Here is a 19973-nt window from a genome sequence, read left to right as displayed (position 1 = left end):
TGGGTTTACTTTTCCCGGGGACCATCCGGGCCGATGCCCTCCTTCTCCCACTGTTTTGCAGTCCGGTATTCGGCCTTCACCTTTTCCAGGTCGACGGAAACCGGCGGAAGTTCCAGCTTCATTTCGCGAAGCGTTTCCAGCAGGATGTGGGAAACCGCGTAATTCCGGAAATATTTTTTGTCCGCCGGAATGATATACCAGGGAGCCTGCTTCGTGGAGCAGCGCTCAAACACCTCCTCGAACGCCTTCCGATATTCCGGCCACAGTCTCCGTTCGGCATAATCGGCACTGCTGATTTTCCACTGCCGCCCGGGATCTTCCAGACGGTCACCGAACCGCTTGAGCTGTTCCTCCGGGCTGATGTGCAGAAAGAATTTCACGATAGTCGTTCCGCTCTTCATGAGGAGTTTTTCAAAATCATTGATGAGTTCATACCGTTCCCGCCAGACCGATTCCGGCACAAGGTTCCGCACCCGCTGGATCAGCACATCCTCGTAATGAGAGCGGTTGAAGATCACAATCTCCCCTCTCTTCGGCGCCACCATGTGCACCCGCCACAGAAAATCATGTGCCAGTTCGAGCGAACTGGGCGTCTTGAACGCCTGAACCCGGCACCCCTGCGGGTTCAGCGGAGCAAGAACATGGTTGATGACTCCGTCTTTCCCCGCGGCATCCATCCCCTGCAACACGATCAGCAGCGAACGCTTTCCCTCGGAATAGAGCTTGTACTGCAATTCCGCAAGTTCGGCGCTGTTGGCGGCGGTTTCCCGGAGCGTCTCTTCATTCTTCTCGATTCCGTATGTCCTGTCCGGATCAATCTGCTTGAGTTTGATCTTCGCGTCCGGCTTAACCGCAAACTCCTTTCGAAAATCCATGATGCAAGAACCTCCCTTCTCATAGTTTCCCTGCCGCTTCCGGTAATATACGCAGGACAAACCGGAAATGCAAATGGCGACTCGACCCGGTTTGCAATTTTCCGATTTCGGTAATATTGTATACAACCAATCAAAAGGAGGATTCCGATATGAACAAAGCAATCGCACTCTCGCTTGTTGCGGCCACCGCGCTCACGTTTGGAGTTGCGGCGAAGGAGATCAAACTTCTGACCATCGGCAACAGTTTTGCCGACAGCGCATTCCGGTATCTGCCGCAGGTGGCGGAATCCGCCGGCGACAAAATCGTCATGGATCGCGCAAACATCGGAGGGTGTCCTCTTGACAAACACTGGAACCTCGTCGTGAAATCCGAAAAGGATCCGAGTGTCAAGCCCTACTACAACAAGTTCACCCTGAAAGACAAACTGCACTCCAACCAGTGGGATTTCGTCACGATTCAGCAGGCGAGTCACCTCTCCTGGAAACCGGAAAGTTACCAGCCATACGCGAAGAATCTTCAGGAGTATGTGAAGAAATACGCCCCGGACGCCGAACTCGTCATGCAGCAGACCTGGGCCTACAGGTTTGACGACAACCGCTATCGCGACTGGAAGATCGACCAGAAAACCATGTTTGAAAATCTCGTCAAGGCGTATGACAAAGCGGCTGCCGAACTCGGTGTCCGGCTGATCCCGACCGGCGAAGCCGTGCAGCTCGCCCGCGAAACCCAGGCCGTGAAATACGTTCCCTATGACACCGAAGCGGTCAAGAATCTGAAATATCCCGACAAACTTCCGTCCGAAGCGGGGTCCTTCGCCGTCGGCATGTACTGGTGGAAACAGAAGGACAAGAAAACCGGAGAAATCCGCTGGGTCCGCCGCAACGATCCGGCCCACCTGAACCGTCGCGGCGAATATCTCCAGGCGTGTCTCTGGTACGCGTTTTTCTTCGACAAACCGACCTCCGAGATCAAATTCGTGCCGAAGGGAATCACCCCCGAAGACGCGGCCTTCCTGCGCGACGTCGCCCAGAAAGCGCTCGACGCCCGCAAAACCGGGAAGTAAAAGGCCGGCCGGAAGTTCGGTTCAGGATACAGGAAAATACAAGGGAAGTTCCCCGCTTTTTCGCAGGAACTTCCCTTTTTCATGTCTCGTTTTGTTCGGAAGCAATGCGTCAGCCGAGGAAATCCCGGATAAAGAGATTCATCTTCTCTTTCGTCACGCAACCGGTGTGGAGCACGGGCAGATCCTTCAACCCCGCCAGCGGTTTCGGCACCGGGACACCGGTCACTTCCGAGAGTTTCGCGACCATGCCGAACTCGTCCGCGGGCAGTTCGCCCGATTCAATCGCGGGCAGCACCGCCGCCGCGAACTTGAACGGCGAGGCGGTCGAGGCGAGCACACACGGCGTCGCGTCCCCGGTTTCGCGGCGGTACTGTTCGTAGACGTTCAGCGCCACTGCGGTGTGCGGGTCGCAGAGATAGTGGTATTTCCGGAAAGTTTCGCCGATGGTGGCGGCGGTTCCGGCATCGTCGCAGAAGCCGCCGAAGAACTCCGACTGGAGTTTTTTCCGCGCCTCATCGGAAATGGCGTAACGTCCATTCCTCGCAAGCTCCTCCATCAATCCGGCGACGGCGGAAGTGTTCCCGCCGTAGAGCAGAGAAAGCATCCGTTCGAGGTTCGAAGAGATGAGGATGTCCATCGACGGGCTGGTCGTCGTATAGAACGGCCGGTTGCGGTCGTAGACGCCGGTGCGGATGAAGTCCGTGAGAATGTTGTTCCGGTTCGAGGCGCAGATCAGCCGCGCGACCGGAATGCCCATTTCGCGCGCGTAGACCGCCGCGAGGATGTTGCCGAAGTTTCCGGTCGGAACCGCGACGTTGAAGGCCTCTCCCTTGTGCAGTTTCCCCTGCCGGATCAGATCGCAGTATGCGGAGACGTAGTAGACGATCTGCGGCACGAGCCGCCCGAAGTTGATCGAGTTCGCCGAGGAGAACTCCATGTTGCGCGCATTCAGATACTCTTTCATCTCGCGGTCGGAAAAGATTTTCTTGACGCCGTTCTGGGCGTCGTCGAAATTCCCCTCGATCGCGCAGACGGCGACGTTGTCGCCCTTCTGAGTGACCATCTGAAGTTTCTGCATGGCGCTCACGCCGTTCTGCGGATAAAAGACGATGATCTTCGTGCCGGGCACGTCGGCGAATCCGTCGAGCGCCGCCTTGCCGGTGTCGCCGGAAGTGGCAGTGAGGATGACCATCGTGCGGCCGGGAGCCGCCTTCCGGGCGGAGATCGTCAGCAGATGCGGCAGGAGCTGCAGCGCCATGTCCTTGAAGGCGCAGGTCGGCCCGTGCCAGAGTTCGAGGATGTTCAAGCCAGGAGCGACTTCAACGAGCGGCGCGGGATTTTCGGCGTCGAACGTGCCGGTATAGGCGGCTTCCACGCTGTCGGCGATTTCAGCCGGCGTGAAGTCGGTCAGATAGAGCGCGAGCACTTCGCGTGCGCGCGCCTTGTAATCCATATCGATCATCCGGTCGATGAGTTCGCCGGAGATCTTCGGGAACTCCGACGGGATGAAGAGCCCGCCGTCCTCGGCGAGCCCCCTGGCTATGGCCTGGGCGGAAGTGACGTTCCGCGGGCTTCTGGTGCTGGTGAAATGCATGATAGGATGCTCCATCCGTTCTAAATGGTTTTCAATTAGATCCACTCAGAGTATAATGTACACCGGAACGCCCTTTTTTTCCAGTGGCTTCGGCGTTTTGTCGACGAATGAGCCTTGGCACTCAGACGATGTCAAACATCAGTCTGCCGAGTTCAAGAGCGTACTTCAGCTTCAGTTTCCGGATTGCGGAAGTCAGGCAGTTGCGCTCTCCGGGAACTTCGAAGTTGAAGAGTCCGCGATAGGGGGAGCGCTTGAGGGCTCTCATGAACGCGGTCCAGTTCACGCTCCCGCGTCCGCAGGGGAGCATGTGATGATCGGCATTGCCGAGATTGTCGGCGACATGGAGGGCGAGGAGTTTGTCGCCCGCCTCGTCGATGAAGGCGGCGGGATCTCCCTGCACCAGGTTCAGATGGCCGGTGTCGAGGCAGATGCCGAGTTCCTGCGGGCGGCCCACCTTCGCGATGACGCGCAGAAGGTCGGAAGCGAACGGTGTCAGGACGGGAACGTTTTCGATGGCGATCCGGATTCTGCTTCCGGCGATGGAGCGGCAGAGAGTGGAGAGGGATTCCACCGTCAGTGTTTCGGCCTCCTCCAGAGTCATCTTCCCGGCGAAGACTGCCGCTCCGCCGCAATGGAGAACCGCCGCCCGGACGCCGATCCGTTCGTAGACTTCGAGTTCTTTTTTCAGGAAGTCGAGGAAGGCGCGCCGCCTGGCCGGGTCGGGATGGGCGATGTCGGCGGTCAAATGCAGATGGCCCTGTTCCAGGGCGAAACTGCGGTCTGCGGCGAATTTCGCAAGTTCGTCCGCGGCGTAGAGCGGATCGGGCTGATCCATCAATATCTTGCCGTGTTCGTCGGAAAACTCCGCATAACGGTAGCCGCACTCGGCCAGCGTTGCAATCGCATTTTCGGGAGTCTCTTCCACAAGAAAAGCGGTCCACATTGAGATTTTCATAGTCGTACCTTTCGTGGAGCCGCGGAGATTCTGCCGCGACCCGCTGTTTTTCCGGATGAAATCTGCCTTTCCAATTACGGTATCTCCATTCCCGGAATTTTCAAGAAGAGCAACGACGTTTTTCGGAATTCCCCGGCTGCGCACCCCTCCGTCGGATTTTACACGGAGGGGAGGCGCGGCGGGATCACTGCTCGGCTGCGCTTTCCGGCACGCTTCCTTTGCCGGTGGTGAAGGTGTAGTGATATGCCTCCAACACGCCCCCCGCCTCGGAAGTGAACCCGAAATATGGCGGGGAGTTCAAATAGAGATTATAAGTGCACTCCGGGCGCAGGCGAACCGGTACGGTGATGACGGTCTGTTCCCTGTTGTACGAGGGCCTGCCGACAAATTCCGGGAAATCAACATCGCTTTTCTGACAGAAAGACCAGCTGGTCGGATTCATCCGGCGGTCGAAGGTCACTTTGATCTCCTTGAGATTCGGATCGACATTCGTCGCGCCGTTGGCGGGTTCGACCGAGACGACGTGCGGGGCATTCGCGGCTTGCTTCTCATCGCGGAGTTGACGCAGAAGTTCTCCTGTCAATTCCAGCATTTTTTCGGAAACCGGACACTCCAGCAAAAAAGCATTTACGCCATCCACCTTGACAATCGAGGTGTTCAGCGTCTGCGAGATGAACTCGCTGGTCGCCGCCTTTTCCGCTTCCGGAAGCGAAGCCGTGAGCCGTCGGATGACTGCCTCTTTCGAAAAATCCTTCTGCACCTCTTCCGGAAGCAGAGCGGAAAGGATGTAGCTTTTGTCCCGCTTGATAAGACGTGTTATATAAGGGACGTTGGAGCCGACCAGGCGGAGAATATCACCCGGTTCAGCGGCAATTTTCATACGCAACTCTTCCGGCAAGCCATATGCGGCCGGTTTCTCATTGGATGGATAAAACAGAAAATAACCGTCATTCAGTGCTCGTATGGTCATGTTTTTGTAGATATGGATCGGACTCAAAATCATCTCTGCAGAATCATTGCCGTTTTTAAGCAGGATGATGACATCTCCGGGAGATCGGGGCTTCGCCATGTAAAAAATTCCATGATTCTGTTCGGTGGCCTTCATAAACGATAAAAAGTACAGGAGAGAAGGATTGATAGCAAGGGATGTGGAGGCTTTTTTGAGCAGTTTGGCTCCATTTTCATCCAGATCTCCTGTACGGAAGAAACCGAGAGTGTGGGTGTCGGCGGGGAGGTGTTCCGCCACGAACTCCGGGATCGGTTCGCGCGGAACTCCCGCGCGCAGTTCCGGCAGAAGCAGAACGCCGAGGCAGAAAAGCAGAGTCACTCCCGCAAAGCGGGCGAAAAGTTGTCGTTTTGAGCGTTTCATAAAGCACTCCTGAATTCTGAGTTTCAAGTTCCGGGCGGAACTGCCGAGCCCGCAGCCCGGCAGGGCGACGCGTCCGCCGCTCTGACTCGCCAGCAGAAGTTCTGCGTACTGCGCCTCCCCCTGCCGGTCAAGCCGGAGCGCGGAACGAACCCTCTCATCGCAATCGAGTTCGGCAACCGCCGCCCAACGGCCGACGAGAAACCGGACAAACCCGTTGAGATAGAGGAGATTCGCCACCATCGTCAGAAAAAACGCAACCGGATTGTCGTATCTGCGCAAATGCTCCAGCTCATGAATCAGGATCATCCGCAGCTCAGCATCCGGGAGGGCGGCGTACTCCTCCAGCGGGCAAAGAACCGTTCCGCGCCGCGGCGTGCCGAAGCATGCCGCCGCCGGAAGCAGTCTGCCGCAGTCGCGCAGGGCGACCGGGCGATGCTCCAGTTTCGCGAACCGTTTCGACTCGAGGAACACGTCATACACCCGGCCGCCGGTGATCGCGATACACCGGCGCACCCGGTTGCGCCACTGGAAGAAACGCCGCAACTGCTTTGCCGACAACAGCAGCGCCCCTGCCAGATAGAGAAGAAACAAACAGTTTGAAATCCGCCCGGAGAACCCGGGCCTCTCTTTCGTTTCCACCACCGAACGCGACGGTTCCGGAGAGACGGAGACGGCGGACGCCGTTCCGGACGGCGCAGTTTGCACGTCAGACGCCTCCGCCGCCGGGGCCGCCTCTTCCGGTTCGGGAGGCGGCAATGCGACACTCCACACCGGCAGCTCGACATGACGAACCGGAAGCGGCGTCGAGGCGCGGAGCACGGCGAGCTGCTCGAACGGCAGCAGAATCAGCAGCAGCGCCGCCAGATACAACCACCGCCCGCCCGCAAAGATGAGCCGCCGGCGGCAGCAGAGTTCAATCAGCCACAGCAGCCCGACGACGACCGCGCCGCGCAGAATCGAGTTTGCGAGATAGCCGAAGAGGAGTTCACTCATGTTTCAGCTCCTCGATCGTCCGTTCGAGTTCCGCGATCTCCTCCTGCGAAAGTTCACCGTTGCGGACGAAGAACGAAAGCATCGCCCCCGGCGCCCCGTCGAACATCGTATCCATGAAGCGGCGGACGGAGGATTTCAACACGGCGGCACGCTCGATCAGCGGCTCGTACAGATAGCTGCGGCGGCTGCCGCTCCGGCGGACGAACTGCTTTTTGACCAGCCGCCCGAGCAGCGTCTTGACCGTCACCGCCTCCCACGGCATCACGCGCCGCACGTTGCCGACGATCTCCGGGAGCGTCTGCGGCGAACGCTCCCACAGCACCTTCATAATCTCAAGTTCACTCTCCGGAATCCGTATCTCTTCCATCGCGGAACACCTCCCTCTGATTCTATAAGTTACACGAGTAATCTATAAAATCAACCCCCTCCGCCGGAAAAAACGGAATTTTTGCCGGCGGAGGGGACAAGAGATGCGTCAGGATTCAGTTACCGGGACATCCGGGACCGGTGTAGATGAGCGTTCTGCAACGATGTCCGGGATCGTTCAGGCGGTTGTCCGGACATTCGATCGCCTCGCTGCTGAGAAACAAAATCGCGCTGTGCGTTTCGCGCAGCCGGGAACTCTCCTCTTCGGAAAGCGGCCGCCCGAAAAAGTCCAGCCGGCGGCTGATGTCCAGATTTCCAAACGCAGCCGGATTCGAAAAAGGGCGGTTGATCCGGTTGTTCGAAACCCGGGGATTGCGGCTGTTGAAAACCGCAATGGCCGGACCAGCGTTGCAGTTGCTGATCTCATTGTCGGCAATCGTGATCTTTTCAGTGTTGATGGTCGGCGTAATCCGGTCGGACGGCGGAGCACAGCAGCCGCACATGACCAGAATCGCCGCAATCGCGGTGTGGCCGAAAGCACAGTCGTTCAGACGGTTTCCCCGGATGACGATGTTTCGCGGCATCGGCCCCTCCAGCCAGAAAAATTCCGGTTTGAGGATGATTCCGTTGAGGGCGATGCGCTCAATGCTGTTTCCTTCGATCCGGCAGTCGGCGGCTTTGAGCAGAATGCCCCGCACATGACAGTCGTGCAGATGGTTGTTCCGGAGTATCGCTCCGGAGCCGCAGCTGCCGTAACTGCAGGCGAAGTCGCCGGGTTCGATGTCTACCGGACGGTCGAGCCGGATGCGGCAGAACGATCCGCCGGGAAAACTCTGCAGTTCGATCCCGAACTTCCGCTTGTAAAGCTCCTTGATGCAACGCAGCCCCTCCTCTTCGCTCCCGACCGTCTCCCGGCTGGAAACAACCACGGCCCGGCACTTCTCCACCCCCCGTGGCGCAGAGAAGAAAAAGAGCTCCGTTCCATCCGGCAGATCGGTCCCGAACGGCGTGACGATCAGAAGTTCGTCTTTTGCGAGCGGTTCCACCACGACGTGAAAATAGCCGTGTATATTGACGAGATCATCCATCGCCCAGGAGAATTCGCACGCCTCAATCAACGGCCCGCGGTGCTGATTCATCGAGTGGAAGCAATCCGCGGCCGAGGCCAGAAGCCGATCTGTTCCGGGACGCCGGATCAACCGGCAGCGACGATAGGTGTTCCCCCCGCCGCCATGGCCGGTCTCATAAAAAGCAAAACCCGGCGACGCATAGATCGTGATCGCTTCAAACTCCATGTTTTCGCAACTGTCGACCAGCAGCATACCGCCGCCGTCGCGGCGCATTCCCAGCACGACCCGGTCGCCGGGCGTCGGCATGCGGAGCTGGTATCTCCAATGACGGGAGACCGGCTCCGGCACCGGAACACACAGATTTCCCTCCGGGTCGAAAGAGAGTTTCTCCCGCGGGATGATGAAGTCGAGATTGTCGGTTTCGTACCTCCCCGCCGGATCGAGGAACATCAGCCGAAAGTGATTCTGCGTCCGCTCCTCGTGGAAACGGCGGACAAAATACTCGTCAAGCCGGATGGTCAGATGCTCTTCGCTGACGCTCGTGAGCGTCCCCTGCAGAAACGGCAGCGCCTCCATGTCGAACGCGACTCCGGCAAAACGCACGTTCCGGCAGTTGCGGAAATGAACACCCGCAGCGACTTCGGAGGAGAACCAGAAGGTCGCCTCCTCCTCCGCCTCGATCACAATGTCGCACAGATTCTCGAGCAGAATCCCGGTCTTTCCGGGGAAACAGTAGTTTCCGGAGGCAATGCGAACGACTTTCTCTCCCGCACGGGCGGCACGCCGGATCTGTTCAAGCAGTTCGCGCCCGGCGCAGCGACGACGCAACTCCCCGTCCCCGTCGCCATCCGAAAAATCCAGGGGAAACAATCGGGTCTTGTCAACTCGGTGAATCATGGCAACATTCTCCGCCGGGAATCAATAATCTTTACGGCTTTTCCACGGAACGCCGGAAACAAAATTGAAATTCGCAACATGGCCATCCAGAAACCCCACATTGTAGGAGAGACGGTGTACCAGGGAGGTGAGAGCCTTGCCGGGATCGGTCTGCTCGGCACCACGGTCTGCCATCAGAAAATATTTGGACGGCTCCCGAACCGACGTGATCTTCACGACCGTCGGGAATTGCGACATCCCGCTCCCGTTCCACTTCCAATCGGCTTTTCCCCAGACGTAACTGGTCGCCTGCAGACCGTTGAAATTGTCTTTGAGGGTATTCCAGTATTGTTCATTGTCGGCGGGACAGTGGAAGAGATCCGGTTTATGATCCTGACCTGCCGCCACCAGCAGCTGATAACTGACTTCGTAACCGAGATAGATGTTGTCCACGTTCTGCCTGTATCCGGCACAATAATCGTTATTGGTGTTCGCATAGAAGATATTTGCGAGCATCAGCTGCTTGAGCTGCGAAATGCAGGAGGTCGTGTTCGCTCTTCCCCTGGCCTGGTTCAATGCCGGCAGCAGCATGGCGGCCAGAATCGCGATGATCGCTATAACAACAAGAAGTTCTATCAATGTAAATTTCTGTTTCATAAGCATTTTCTCCTGTGATTGAATCCTGGTAACCGGGGGGAAACGGGTGATGATCTCATGTCTCCATTCCGGGCTCCTTTCCGTCTGGGGTTCAGTTCGGCATCCGCAATGTCCAGATTTCCTGCATGCTGATTTCCTCATTTTCTTTCAGCTCCTTTGTTTCTGAATGAAATTCCAGTTCCGTGAACGGATCCGTCGAATAAACGTGGCTCGGAAACTTCGCCCTCCGGGAAGCCGGAGGAACTTCGATCGAGAAGATCTCCCCCGTAATCAGCCGGGCCCGGATGTACTGCAGCGGATTTGAACTTCTTCGTTCGACGCTTTGACTCAGGCCAGACGGAATCTTCGCGACATCCAGAAGAGAGAATTCCCCGCGATCCCGCCAGAGCCGGGCCGTTTCCGCCGGAGCGTCGACCACAACGCGCGACGCGGGCAGTTCCAGCGTCGCAATGCTCTCCGTCGGAAGAACCGCAACACTCCAGATCCCGCATGGGCGGGAGAACTTCCCGAGATTGCGAAAAGTGGTTGTCACTTCCAGGCGATCCGCCCCCGGCCGCAGCCGAAAGCGATATTCCGTCTCCAGCATGAGATACAAACTTGGACGTGAAGTGAGAATGCACTCCCCCTCCTTTCCGAACCGCAGTTCGTACGGCCCGAACAAATGCAGATCCTCCCCGGGAAGGAAGTACCATGCCGGTTCCGAACGGGCAAACCGTGTGTGCTGCCGGTAATAACTGCGCCCGCGCCGGAGATCCTCCGGCAGCGGATGACGGGGCTGCTCGAGAATATTCTTCCCGCCGATCCTCCGGAAACCGACCAGCCTGCCGCCGAACGAGGGCACGATCTCGTATTCAAGCACCCCGTTGCCGATCCGGAGAGCAGGACGCTCCCGCCAGACGAACGGTTCGACTTTGACCTCTTTCCAAGCCGGAAGCGGCGGCAACGGCCCCGGCGGCAGCTCGCGCACCATATCGGCCCGGTTGCGGCAGCGGACCAGATGCTCCTGAAACGCCGCCCGGTCACGCACCCGGAAATACGCATCGGCGAAACACAGCGTCTGCGCCCTGTAGTCCGGCCCGTACTGCACGGAAAGCTCCAATTGCCGCGCCCCGGCCAGCGGAACGGAAATCCGCCGGCGCGGCGCTTCACGGGTGAAGCGGATGCTCTCTTTCAGCTTCCGGTCCACGATGATATCCAGCCGGACTTCATCCCGGTATGCTTCTTCATCGATCCCCGCCTCGGCGGAAAAGGAGTCCGCCATACCGCCGAGATCGTAGACCAGGCTTCCGTAGGAATCGACGCAGACCGCGTCCGCGACCTCCCTTCCCGCCGCGCCCAGCGTCACGCCGCTGCGGAAACTGCCGTTGCGGATCTCGCTGTCGCAATACGGCGCCCCGGCCATGGGAAGAGACTCCACGGCGGAACATCCGGCCAGAACGCCGCAGAATCCCGCCATCCAGACCGTGAAGAGAAGTCTGTTCCGTTTCGGTACCATGTTACTTTGCCTTTTCCGTTTCCGATTTCGAAGCCGGATTCAGGATTGCGCGCCACGCGCCGATGCCGTTCGTCCCCACGTAAAGCCGGTTTGAATCCTGCGGATCAAGAGCCAGACGCCATGCCATGCCCTCGCCCGGCATGTCGCTGAGTCTCCGGTAGCTTTTTCCGGCGTCCTCGGTCAGGTAGATACCGGGAACGTTGGTGTGGCTTGTCCACCATGGAGCTGCGACCGCGACGAACCAGCGGTCGGGATTTTTCGGGTCGATCGCGATTCCCTGGCACATCTCCATGCCGGGCAGCGAAGCCTTCGAAAAACTCTTTCCCGCATCGCGGCTGACGAGAAGCCCCTTGTTGGTTCCCACCCAGAAGACGCCGGGAGCCTCGGGAAGGGCCTCAATGGTCCGGACGGCGTATTCTTTGAGCGCCTCCCCGCCGATTTTCCGCCACTGCCTCTCCTTGCGGTCGCAGTGATACAGCCCCTGATCCGTTGCGGCATAGATGTTCGTGCCGTCGGTGACGAGATTCGGAAGAATCGACCAGTTGTCGCCGAAGAGCCTGCCCTGCGGCAGGCCGGGAGCAAAAACCTCCCATTTTTCGCCGCCATTGCGGGTATAATAGACATTTCCAGACATTTTCGCATTGCCGCCGCACGCGACAAGCAGTTCCGAATGATCGCCGGAGAGTGTGACCAGTCCGGTCAGGAAACTGCCCAGCCGGGGGATTCCCTCGGAGCGGTTCTCCCAGTGCAGACCGCCGTCGGTACTGGTGTAAAAGCCGTTGACGGTCGGATTCTGCCAGTCGATGGTCATGGTCAGCGCCAGTTTGCGATGATCGTTTTCGGCGATGAGCAGACGACTGGTCTCGTTGATGAGCATGTCGCCGGTTTTCTTGTCATCCCGGAAGGGCCAGAAGAAATTTTTGCCGCCGTCGGTGCTTTTGAACAGCCCGAGATCCGCGGTGTTTACGTAAATGGTCTGCGGATCGACGGGATCCACGGCGACCTGATAGACGCAGAGCGTATTGATCCCTTTCGGACAGGCGGTGAAGTGTTCTCCTCCGTCATCGCTGCGCCAAACCGTGAAGAAGTCGCCCAGATAGATCCGGTCCGGATTCACCGGGTCGAACGTGATTTCATAAACGCCATTGAGCGAACTGAATTTCGTCCATTTCCGGGCATCCATGTACCAGTCCGCCGGGTAGCGGAGCGCCTGCCGGAAATTCACCGCGGGCTGTACCCAGTTCTTTCCGAAATCATCCGTGTAAAAGAGATGCGCACCCTCGCCCGGCACAGTCGCCCAGATGCGCGGTTCGCGGCCCGGCTGGAATTTCACCTGATGAAAACGGGTCATCTCCTGCCGCACGGGAAGAGCGCGCCAGTTTCTGCCGCGGTCTTCGGAAAAGAGGATTCCTCCCTTTCCGCAGTTGGCCAGCAGCCAATCCGCCCGATAGACGGCACGATCCAGGCTGGTCACACTCTGTTCCAGCAGGCGGTTCCAGCTCTTTCCGCCGTCGCGGCTCTCGTAAAGACCGCCGCTGCGGTTGGAGTCCAGCGGCAGTTCCCGTGCCGAAACGAGAAGGCGATTCGCATCGTCCGGGTCGGTCAGCACGTTGGTCAGGAATTTGTCTCCCAATCCCACGAACTCCCAGTTGTCGCCCGCATCGGAGCTTTTCCAAAGCCCCTGATGGAAGGTCGCCGCATAGAGCGTGCCGTCCGGCGCGAAATTGAGCCGGTTGCCCCAGTCTTTGCCGGGTGTACCTTCGCCGGGAAAGCCCAGAATTTTCCGTTCTTTCCAGCTTTCGCCGCCGTCGCTGCTGACCATCACGGCGCCGGGATACCAGAATTTCCACGCCCAGGGAGCATTGCCGACCGCCGCCACGAGCCGGTCCGGATTTTTCGGGTCGATCACCAGGTCGGAGACACCGTAGTGGGTCTCCCGGAAAAAGCCGCGATTCTTCATAACCCAGCTTTTCCCGCCGTCGTCGCTGCGGTGAATGCCGCCCTTGTCGGAAAGGCAGTAAACCCGGCCCGCACGGTTCGGATCGGTCACGATCCTGCCGATATAGCCGCCGCCGTCGAGATTGAGACGCTCCCAGCGGCAGGGAAGCTCCGGCGCCGGGGCGGCTGCATTGACCGCCAGACCGCACATCAGGCCGGCACCGGCAAGGAGGAGAGTGTTTTTCATCTGGTTGGAATCCTTTCGTTATTTCGTTATTTCGTTATTTCGTATAGGTGTGGCGGGAAGCCGTGTCGTGGTTGTAGCCGGGATACCAAGCGTGGTCCAGCCCCTGATACATGGTCATGGAGGCCTTGCCTTTCAGGTTGTTGAAAAGTACCCAGACACCCGAGGGAGGACAAATCCAGTCCGAGAGGCCCGCATGTGTGATCGTGACCGGACAACTGACCCGCGACGCGAAATTCACCGTATCGTAGTAGCCGAGGCCGGGAGCGTAATCCGGCCGCCAGCCGCGCAGCCGCCCGACTTCGACGCCGCCGAGGTCGCAGAGCCACGGAATACCGATTTCACAGCCGGTGATCCCGTCGGAAAGTGCCGCCACCGCCATCGTCTGGAAGGCGCCGTGGCTGCCTCCCTGAAGGTAAGTTTCCTTCCCGTTCCATTCCGGCAGGGAGCGGGCGAACTCCAGCCCCCGCAGATTGCGCAGGATCATGTTCTTGAAATAGCAGGTATCCGGCTGCCGGTTTTCATCGTTTCTGAAACCGTAACCGTTGAGTTCGCCCTTTGCCAGATCGCGGTAATACTCCGATTCGCGGCCGTTTTCGATGCCGTGGGCGTTGATGAAAAAGTGAATCGCATCTTTCGATTCGATGACTTCCGCGCTTTGCACGCCATAACCGTGGAAATGAAGATACAGCGGCAGAGAACCCGGCTTCGCATCTTTCGGAACTGTCAGGTAGCCGGAGACCGGACGCGTGCCGACGGCTGCAACCTTGATGTCATAAACCCGGGAGATTTCCGTTTCCCTGACGAGCTTCTTTTCCTGCACCCGCATCGGAACAGCGGCCAGCTCCGCCTTCGCCTTCAGCCAGAACGCATCGAAGTCGGCCGGTTCTGGGACGCCCTGCTTGAGCGCTTCCGGAGCGACGCAGGCGCCGAGGCCGAACTCCACCGGGCAGGAGCGGTTCGCCCAGAAGCGGTTGACGGTTTTCCCGTCCCGGTCGAGCAGCACCGCCTTGACCATCACGAAGCCGGGTTGATCGAGCGAGGTGCGGCAGACAGCCGGAACGCCCGGCTTCGTCTCCATATCGAACGTCTCCGTTCTGCCGTCGTCGCCGTACCGGGTGATGCGGAGCTTTCCCGCCGCCGGCCTGCCGTCTTCCTGAAGCAGAAAGGAGAAACGCATCTCCTCGCCGGGCCGGTACCGGACATCGGTACGGTCGGCGTAACCGGTGACCGTGCAGGCGGCATAATCCGGCAACACTTCTTCGGTGACGGCGATATTGCGGAAACGGGCGGTTCCGACAACCCAGTCGAGCCCGAGCACGATCGCCGCCGACTTCAGGTTTTCCGGGACCTTGACTGAAACCCGGCGCGTCGTCCAGTCCGCCGAACCGGCCGAGGTGGAGACCTGCGGCATATCCCGTCTGCCGTTTTCATCGACCAGCTTCAGCGCCAGCCGGACGCCGTTCCACGGGTGCGGTCCGGGAGAAACGTTCATCTGGGAGATTTCACCGGAGAGCGTCACCGTCTTCCCCGCCAGCAGCGCGGGATCGACCGGAATGTCCACGGTATTTTCGCCGATGTCAGACGCCGAAAAATTCAAAACTGCCGTGTCCCCCTCTCCGGTGAAATACCGGCCGGCCCCCGGCTGAACCTGCTGCGTCAATTCCGGCTGATAAAGTTTCTCACCGGCCGAAAGTCCCGCCGCGGTCAGCAATACAGCCAGAGGAAATGAAAGAAAGGATTTCTTCATGTCTCAACTTTCCTGTTTATTTTATGGCAAATGATTCCGAAAAAGCAACGCTCGATATCAATCCATCGTTTTTTGCTTTATTTTACGTCTTTTGAATTTTTATTCAACAAGTGCTACTTTAATATTATGACCTGATATCGAGCAAAAAACAAGGGAAAAGGATTGTGTAATATGGTAAATGAAAATACGTTTTCTGGTATTGACATTCCGACCCGGATCGTTTTTCGCTCCAACCGGAACTGCAATGACAGAATCGGAATGGGAATACAGAATAAACCGGAACCGGGTGATCGGATTACGACTCCGACCAGCTTTTCTTTTTTCTCCGTTTCCTGGCTGGCCCGCGGAAGCGGCTGTTATGAAAACAGCATCGCGGGACAGCGTTATCCGCTGTGCGCCGGTTCCGTTTTCCTGCGCCGGCCGGAGCTGGAGCACCTGATCCGGGTGGACGCCGAAAGCGGCTGGCTGGAATATTGGCTCCATCTCGGAAACTTCGCATGGCCGTTCTTTCGGAACTATCTTTCGCTCCGCGACGATAACCTGATCGGATATTTCGATCCGTCCCCGGAATGGTTTGCCCGTTTCGACATGCTGATGAACCGGCTCGAAACCGCGCCGGAAGATGCGCTGCTGGAGTGCGCCATGGAGCTCTGCACGTTCGCGGCCGACTGCGTCCGGCAGACCCGCGGCGGCGGCGAGGAGGAGGATATGATTCATCGCGGCTGCGAATTCCTCGGCACGAACTTTGCGGAAAACCGCGATCTGCACGCTTTCTGCCTCAAAAACGGCTGGGGCTATGAACGGTTCCGCAAGCTTTTCACGGACCGGATCGGCATCTCCCCGAACCGTTACCGGATTCAGCGGCGGATGGCTGCCGCCAAATCACTGCTGGCCCAGACTTACCGGTCCGTCGAAAGCATCGCAAGAGAGCTCGGATACTGTTCCGTGTTCGATTTCTCCGCAAAATTCAAGGCGTACACGGGGCTTTCCCCCTCCGGATTCCGCAGGAAGATCCGGGAGCCGCATCAGGATTTTTTCCATACACCCCTGAACCTGATCAGATAAACGGTGGGCTGATCACTTCGGTGGCGAGCCGGTTCGGACGAGTTTGCGGCGGCAGCTGGCGCAGTGGCCGGTCAGGAGAAGAAAACGCCAGGCGGCAGGAGAATTCCACCGGCTGTTGCGGCTGCCGCAGAACGGACAGCGCGTCACGATACGCCACCTCCGGCGCAATGCAAACAACGCGAGAGGGTAGCCTGCTCCAAGAGCAATCGCGCCGAGCCCCCACGCCGCCGCCCAATCCCAATTCGCTTCTTCAGCGCAGATCCAGGCAAACACGACAGCCGCCGGAAGTAATAAATAAAAAACATTATCGAGCCTCCGGATCGCGGTGTAACGGTGGAGGAGTTTTTCCTCCATGAGTTCTGGCTGTTCCGGTTCAACCGCGGTTTCCCGGATCGGACCGCCGCAGTGCGAACAGTTCCCCGTGACCGCCGCCAGCGCGTGATCGGGTTCCCGACCGCAGTGCGGGCAGCGATGAGCCGGATCGGGATCGATTCCGCGATAGTCGTCGTCGAGATGCCGGTTCAGGCGGTCACACTTCCGATCGATCCACTCCACCAGTTCCGGCGCCGCCCGCTGGAATGCGACTGCGGCAAAATAGAGCGCAAAAACCAGAACTCCGCCCGCGGTGATGATCCACGTGCCCGCTTCCACGGATCCCGTCTCCGGAAAAGATGAACCGAGATAAAACGATCCAACCCATAGAACCGGAATTGCGTACAAGAGGAAGCTGCCGGCCCGGACGGCCACTTGCCCGATGGAAATCACATATTCCGGATCGTGCACCCGCAGTGATTTTTCGTCCGTCGGCAGCTGATAGCCAGGAAGAAGACTCCGCGAATCGCGGACGACGACCCGACGGCATTTCGGGCAGCGCCGCAACGCCGGGGAGAGACTCTCCATCCTCGCACCGCATTCCGGACAGCGCGGAACCGGCAGCGCCAGGCGGAAAATCCACTGAAAGAGAAGCGGCAGCACCAGCGCCGCACACAGGATGACGGGAGGAAACATCAGCCTCGTGAGCGGCCCCAGCGTCGACGCCAGATACGGCCAGGCGAAAAGCCCGGAGAGGGCGAGAACGATTCCGAGTATGAGGGTGAAATACAACCACACTTTCACGAGCAGCTGATTGCGCTTTTCCAAAATCCGGAGCAGTTCGGTGATCTCATAAGTCCCGGAAGTCATTTCACCCTCCTTTCCGCATCATCGCAAATGCACATGCGGAATATACACTCACCGGGACACGGTTGTCAAGCGTTCTTTTGCATGGGCTGATTGCCGCCGAGGCTGATACTCTGTTGTCTGGGAAACAGAAGATTCATCAAGCTTTTTTTGCAACGGCATGGATTTGCTGGAATCGAGAGATAATTCCCGCCTCGACTTATAATCCTTCAGACATCGGTCCATCTGGTTTACGATTCGGAAAATCTGATTTGCAATCAGACTGCTCCATGCTATCTTACTCTTGCTGGCGGAATATGATGCAGTGTTGCATGATGTTTATATGCAAATTATTAACATAGAGAAAGGTGTTACCTGTCATTTACTGAAAGCAGAACCGTTTATTCCCGCACAGGACAGAAATGAAATGCCGGATGGGTGGGCTCAATGAAAATAGATCGTAAGGAAAAAACGATTTTTTATTTGGCAGTTGCAATTGTCATTTTGGGAGGAACTGTTTTTATCATATATCCTCCGGTGGTGAATTCCGTTAGAAAAATCAATGCATTTAATCAAGGTTTAGTATTTTTTGATTGGGGGGAGCAATATTGGTTCGGGGATGGTAAAAAACAAGATTACGCATTGGCTGTTTTTAATTTTAATTTAGCGGCAGAACAGGGAAACGTTCAGGCGGCCGCTTTTCTGGGCGATGCATTCTTGTATGGGAAAGGAGTGGAAGTTGATTATGCAAAAGCGTTTCAATACTATTTGAAAGGGGCTGAGGCAGGGGATGCCCGGGCGCAAACAGGGGTGTCAACGATGTATCTGGAAGGGTATTCCATTCCTCGGAATTTAGACAAAGCGGTCTTTTGGGCCAGAAAGGCTGCAGATCAAAACGTATTTCAAGGCTGGTATTCCTTGGCGATTTGTTATTTAGCTTATCATGATGCAGAAAAAGACAGAGAAGCGTTTCAGATTTTCAAAAAACTTTCGGAAACAAAGGTAGCCGCGGCCTATATAGAACTCGCCGACTGCTATCTCGACGGAATCGGCACGGTCCCAAATGTACAAGAAGCAGAAGTCTGGTATCGAAAAGCATTGCTTTCAGATCCTGACAGTGCAAGCTGTGCAAAAATTTCTCTGGCTCAAGTATATATACATAATGCTGAATTCAAGAACAAAATTCCTCTGGCGATTCAATATCTGACCGAGACAGCAGAGGAAGATAACTATGACGCCCAATATGAATTGGCGATCTGTTATCGCGACGGGATTGGCGTTGAAAAAAATCACAATAAAATGTTGTATTATTTGAGAAAATCCGCTGCGGCAGGAGAACAGTCAGCGATTGACGAATTAAAAAAATATGAAGAATAATTCGCTTCCAGTTCAAACGGATAACGTCCGGAAGTCTGGCCTATCGTGACCCGCAGAGGGGATGCGTCGGCAGATGAGCATTTGCAGACATTACGAAGGGGGTATGGGGTAAAAGCCGGAAGGATCCGCCTTTGCAACCGGCTTGCTCCTCCGGAGCTCTCTGGTCGGTTGCGAAGGCGGCGCAAACTTACGTTTGCCGTTTGTATCCCCTCAGAACAAATGTGCAAAAAATATCGGACACTAACTGAGGTTATCTGAATTGTCATCACTCGAATGCATCGGGGATCCACTGCAAAGTGGTTCCGTCCCCCACTCCGATCACCCAATTGGGGGCGACGTTACCGGGCATTCGCTGCAAGACTGCTTTCAGTTCATGCACGCCAGCACTGAGTTTCAACCGGGCACTCTGATTCCAGGGAGCCCGGTGAAATGAGGGCGCCATGCTTCCGCCCGCTTCGCGGTGAAAGGCCAGCTTGCCATCGACTTCGACCTCCACCTGCGCCAGAGTATTGAACATCACAATGTATTCTCCTCTGGAGGGAACCCGGAATTCAAATTTCAGAACCAGCTGTTCATGCTCGTTTTTCAGCGGCGACGGCCAATGGCAGAATTGACCGTTGAAAACCACCGGGGAGGAGGGTTCCCCCTTCTGCCCGGAGCGGCGAAGAATATGAAGCGCCCGAATCGGACGTGGCATAAATTCTTTCGCCGGGTTCCGTTCGAGCCTGACCCGTTTTCGCAGGGAACAGATCATATCTGAAAGTTCCTCCAGCGTATGAAAGTTCCTCCAGCGTATTCGGCGCGTGAAGCCCGGTGATTTCAGGATTCAGGATGAGATCGCGCCCAATTGGAGCGAGCCATTTTTCTTCGATTCCGCTGGGATTGAGAATTCCAAGAATTGCCCCCGTACTTGCTCCGGTACAATCGCAATCCTCTCCGAAATTCACAGCGTTACAGATTGAAGCCCCGAAATCTCCGTGCCCCAGGAGCAATCCGGCCGTGATGATCGGAAGATTCACCTTCACGTCGGTAAAGGAATCAGGATTGATTACAAGGAATCAGGATTGATTACGTGCTTGCCGCGTAATCAGCTTTCTTGAACTGGGACGCGGTGTATGGGGATTGCT

Annotated in this window: 15 protein-coding genes and 1 pseudogene; 3 read left to right on the top strand and 13 right to left on the bottom strand. The window is 57.2% G+C overall.

Translation table 11 applies throughout. The features are described from left to right. Positions 1–5: 5 nt before the first annotated feature. Complete coding sequence (locus tag Q0K10_RS02535) at positions 6–875, bottom strand: polyphosphate kinase 2 family protein (RefSeq protein ID WP_294502771.1); 870 nt, start codon at positions 873–875, stop codon at positions 6–8. Between the two features lie 149 nt (positions 876–1024). Here Q0K10_RS02535 and Q0K10_RS02530 point away from each other — a divergent pair, with 149 nt between their 5' ends. Next, a complete protein-coding gene (locus Q0K10_RS02530; RefSeq protein ID WP_294502769.1) occupies positions 1025–1939 on the top strand; it encodes a DUF4886 domain-containing protein in 915 nt (304 codons plus the stop codon). Positions 1940–2048: 109 nt separating this feature from the next. On the opposite strand, the gene thrC is transcribed toward Q0K10_RS02530, so the two are convergent. The 9 genes from thrC to Q0K10_RS02485 all read right to left on the bottom strand — a co-directional run bounded on the left by thrC (position 2049) and on the right by Q0K10_RS02485 (position 15246). Then, entirely contained in the window at positions 2049–3533 is a 1485-nt protein-coding gene (gene thrC / locus Q0K10_RS02525) for a threonine synthase (RefSeq protein ID WP_294502765.1), read from the bottom strand. A gap of 121 nt (positions 3534–3654) precedes the next feature. Further along, positions 3655–4488 (bottom strand): sugar phosphate isomerase/epimerase, encoded by an 834-nt coding sequence (locus tag Q0K10_RS02520; RefSeq protein ID WP_294502762.1) that lies wholly within the window; start codon positions 4486–4488, stop codon positions 3655–3657. Positions 4489–4672: 184 nt separating this feature from the next. Beyond that, positions 4673–6850, bottom strand: coding sequence for a M56 family metallopeptidase (locus Q0K10_RS02515; protein ID WP_294502759.1), 2178 nt, complete (start codon positions 6848–6850; stop codon positions 4673–4675). Beyond that, a complete protein-coding gene (locus Q0K10_RS02510; RefSeq protein WP_294502756.1) occupies positions 6843–7217 on the bottom strand; it encodes a BlaI/MecI/CopY family transcriptional regulator in 375 nt (124 codons plus the stop codon). The genes Q0K10_RS02515 and Q0K10_RS02510 overlap by 8 nt, the downstream gene beginning before the upstream one ends. Before the next feature lie 115 nt (positions 7218–7332). Continuing rightward, positions 7333–9183, bottom strand: a complete 1851-nt coding sequence (locus Q0K10_RS02505; RefSeq protein WP_294502752.1) for a right-handed parallel beta-helix repeat-containing protein — start codon at positions 9181–9183, stop codon at positions 7333–7335. Positions 9184–9204: 21 nt separating this feature from the next. Beyond that, the gene (locus Q0K10_RS02500; protein WP_294502749.1) at positions 9205–9819 is read right to left on the bottom strand and encodes a prepilin-type N-terminal cleavage/methylation domain-containing protein; all 615 of its coding nucleotides are present in this window, start codon (positions 9817–9819) and stop codon (positions 9205–9207) included. Between the two features lie 91 nt (positions 9820–9910). Next, complete coding sequence (locus Q0K10_RS02495; protein ID WP_294502746.1) at positions 9911–11314, bottom strand: NPCBM/NEW2 domain-containing protein; 1404 nt, start codon at positions 11312–11314, stop codon at positions 9911–9913. Between the two features lies 1 nt (position 11315). Beyond that, on the bottom strand, positions 11316–13499 hold the full coding sequence (locus tag Q0K10_RS02490) for a hypothetical protein (protein ID WP_294502743.1): 2184 nt from the start codon (positions 13497–13499) through the stop codon (positions 11316–11318). A gap of 34 nt (positions 13500–13533) precedes the next feature. After that, positions 13534–15246, bottom strand: coding sequence for an acetylxylan esterase (locus Q0K10_RS02485; protein ID WP_294502741.1), 1713 nt, complete (start codon positions 15244–15246; stop codon positions 13534–13536). 258 nt (positions 15247–15504) lie between these two features. On the opposite strand from Q0K10_RS02485, the gene Q0K10_RS02480 reads away from it, so the two are divergent. After that, the gene (locus Q0K10_RS02480) at positions 15505–16311 is read left to right on the top strand and encodes an AraC family transcriptional regulator (RefSeq protein ID WP_294502739.1); all 807 of its coding nucleotides are present in this window, start codon (positions 15505–15507) and stop codon (positions 16309–16311) included. Positions 16312–16323: 12 nt separating this feature from the next. Here the strand turns inward: Q0K10_RS02480 and Q0K10_RS02475 are convergent, their stop codons facing one another. Further along, positions 16324–17493 carry a hypothetical protein gene (locus Q0K10_RS02475; protein ID WP_294502737.1) on the bottom strand — a complete coding sequence of 390 codons (1170 nt, stop codon included), beginning with the start codon at positions 17491–17493 and terminating at the stop codon, positions 16324–16326. Between the two features lie 423 nt (positions 17494–17916). Here Q0K10_RS02475 and Q0K10_RS02470 point away from each other — a divergent pair, with 423 nt between their 5' ends. Further along, positions 17917–18846, top strand: a complete 930-nt coding sequence (locus Q0K10_RS02470; RefSeq protein WP_294502722.1) for an SEL1-like repeat protein — start codon at positions 17917–17919, stop codon at positions 18844–18846. A gap of 265 nt (positions 18847–19111) precedes the next feature. Here the strand turns inward: Q0K10_RS02470 and Q0K10_RS02465 are convergent, their stop codons facing one another. Both Q0K10_RS02465 and Q0K10_RS15565 read right to left on the bottom strand, forming a co-directional pair. Next, entirely contained in the window at positions 19112–19543 is a 432-nt protein-coding gene (locus Q0K10_RS02465) for a hypothetical protein (RefSeq protein WP_294502719.1), read from the bottom strand. Between the two features lie 196 nt (positions 19544–19739). Next, positions 19740–19865, bottom strand: a pseudogene (locus Q0K10_RS15565) (ADP-ribosylglycohydrolase family protein); the annotation flags it as partial. Positions 19866–19973 lie beyond the last annotated feature (108 nt).

The sequence above is a fragment of the uncultured Victivallis sp. genome (genome assembly GCF_944391105.1).
Lineage (GTDB): Bacteria > Verrucomicrobiota > Lentisphaeria > Victivallales > Victivallaceae > Victivallis.
The sequence above is the reverse complement of the archived record's forward strand: the minus strand, read 5'-3'. Positions and strand labels throughout refer to the sequence as shown.

Bases quoted from the DNA above. Each gene is read 5' to 3' on its own strand.
- Q0K10_RS02535 (WP_294502771.1), bottom strand. From the start codon at position 875: ATGGATTTTCGAAAGGAGTTTGCGGTTAAGCCGGACGCGAAGATCAAA.
- Q0K10_RS02485 (WP_294502741.1), bottom strand. From the start codon at position 15,246: ATGAAGAAATCCTTTCTTTCATTTCCTCTGGCTGTATTGCTGACCGCG.
- Q0K10_RS02505 (WP_294502752.1), bottom strand. From the start codon at position 9,183: ATGATTCACCGAGTTGACAAGACCCGATTGTTTCCCCTGGATTTTTCG.
- Q0K10_RS02495 (WP_294502746.1), bottom strand. From the start codon at position 11,314: ATGGTACCGAAACGGAACAGACTTCTCTTCACGGTCTGGATGGCGGGA.
- Q0K10_RS02475 (WP_294502737.1), bottom strand. From the start codon at position 17,493: ATGACTTCCGGGACTTATGAGATCACCGAACTGCTCCGGATTTTGGAA.
- Q0K10_RS02530 (WP_294502769.1), top strand. From the start codon at position 1,025: ATGAACAAAGCAATCGCACTCTCGCTTGTTGCGGCCACCGCGCTCACG.
- Q0K10_RS02515 (WP_294502759.1), bottom strand. From the start codon at position 6,850: ATGAGTGAACTCCTCTTCGGCTATCTCGCAAACTCGATTCTGCGCGGC.
- Q0K10_RS02465 (WP_294502719.1), bottom strand. From the start codon at position 19,543: ATGCCACGTCCGATTCGGGCGCTTCATATTCTTCGCCGCTCCGGGCAG.
- Q0K10_RS02470 (WP_294502722.1), top strand. From the start codon at position 17,917: ATGAAAATAGATCGTAAGGAAAAAACGATTTTTTATTTGGCAGTTGCA.
- Q0K10_RS02490 (WP_294502743.1), bottom strand. From the start codon at position 13,499: ATGAAAAACACTCTCCTCCTTGCCGGTGCCGGCCTGATGTGCGGTCTG.
- thrC (WP_294502765.1), bottom strand. From the start codon at position 3,533: ATGCATTTCACCAGCACCAGAAGCCCGCGGAACGTCACTTCCGCCCAG.
- Q0K10_RS02520 (WP_294502762.1), bottom strand. From the start codon at position 4,488: ATGAAAATCTCAATGTGGACCGCTTTTCTTGTGGAAGAGACTCCCGAA.
- Q0K10_RS02510 (WP_294502756.1), bottom strand. From the start codon at position 7,217: ATGGAAGAGATACGGATTCCGGAGAGTGAACTTGAGATTATGAAGGTG.
- Q0K10_RS02480 (WP_294502739.1), top strand. From the start codon at position 15,505: ATGGGAATACAGAATAAACCGGAACCGGGTGATCGGATTACGACTCCG.
- Q0K10_RS02500 (WP_294502749.1), bottom strand. From the start codon at position 9,819: ATGAAACAGAAATTTACATTGATAGAACTTCTTGTTGTTATAGCGATC.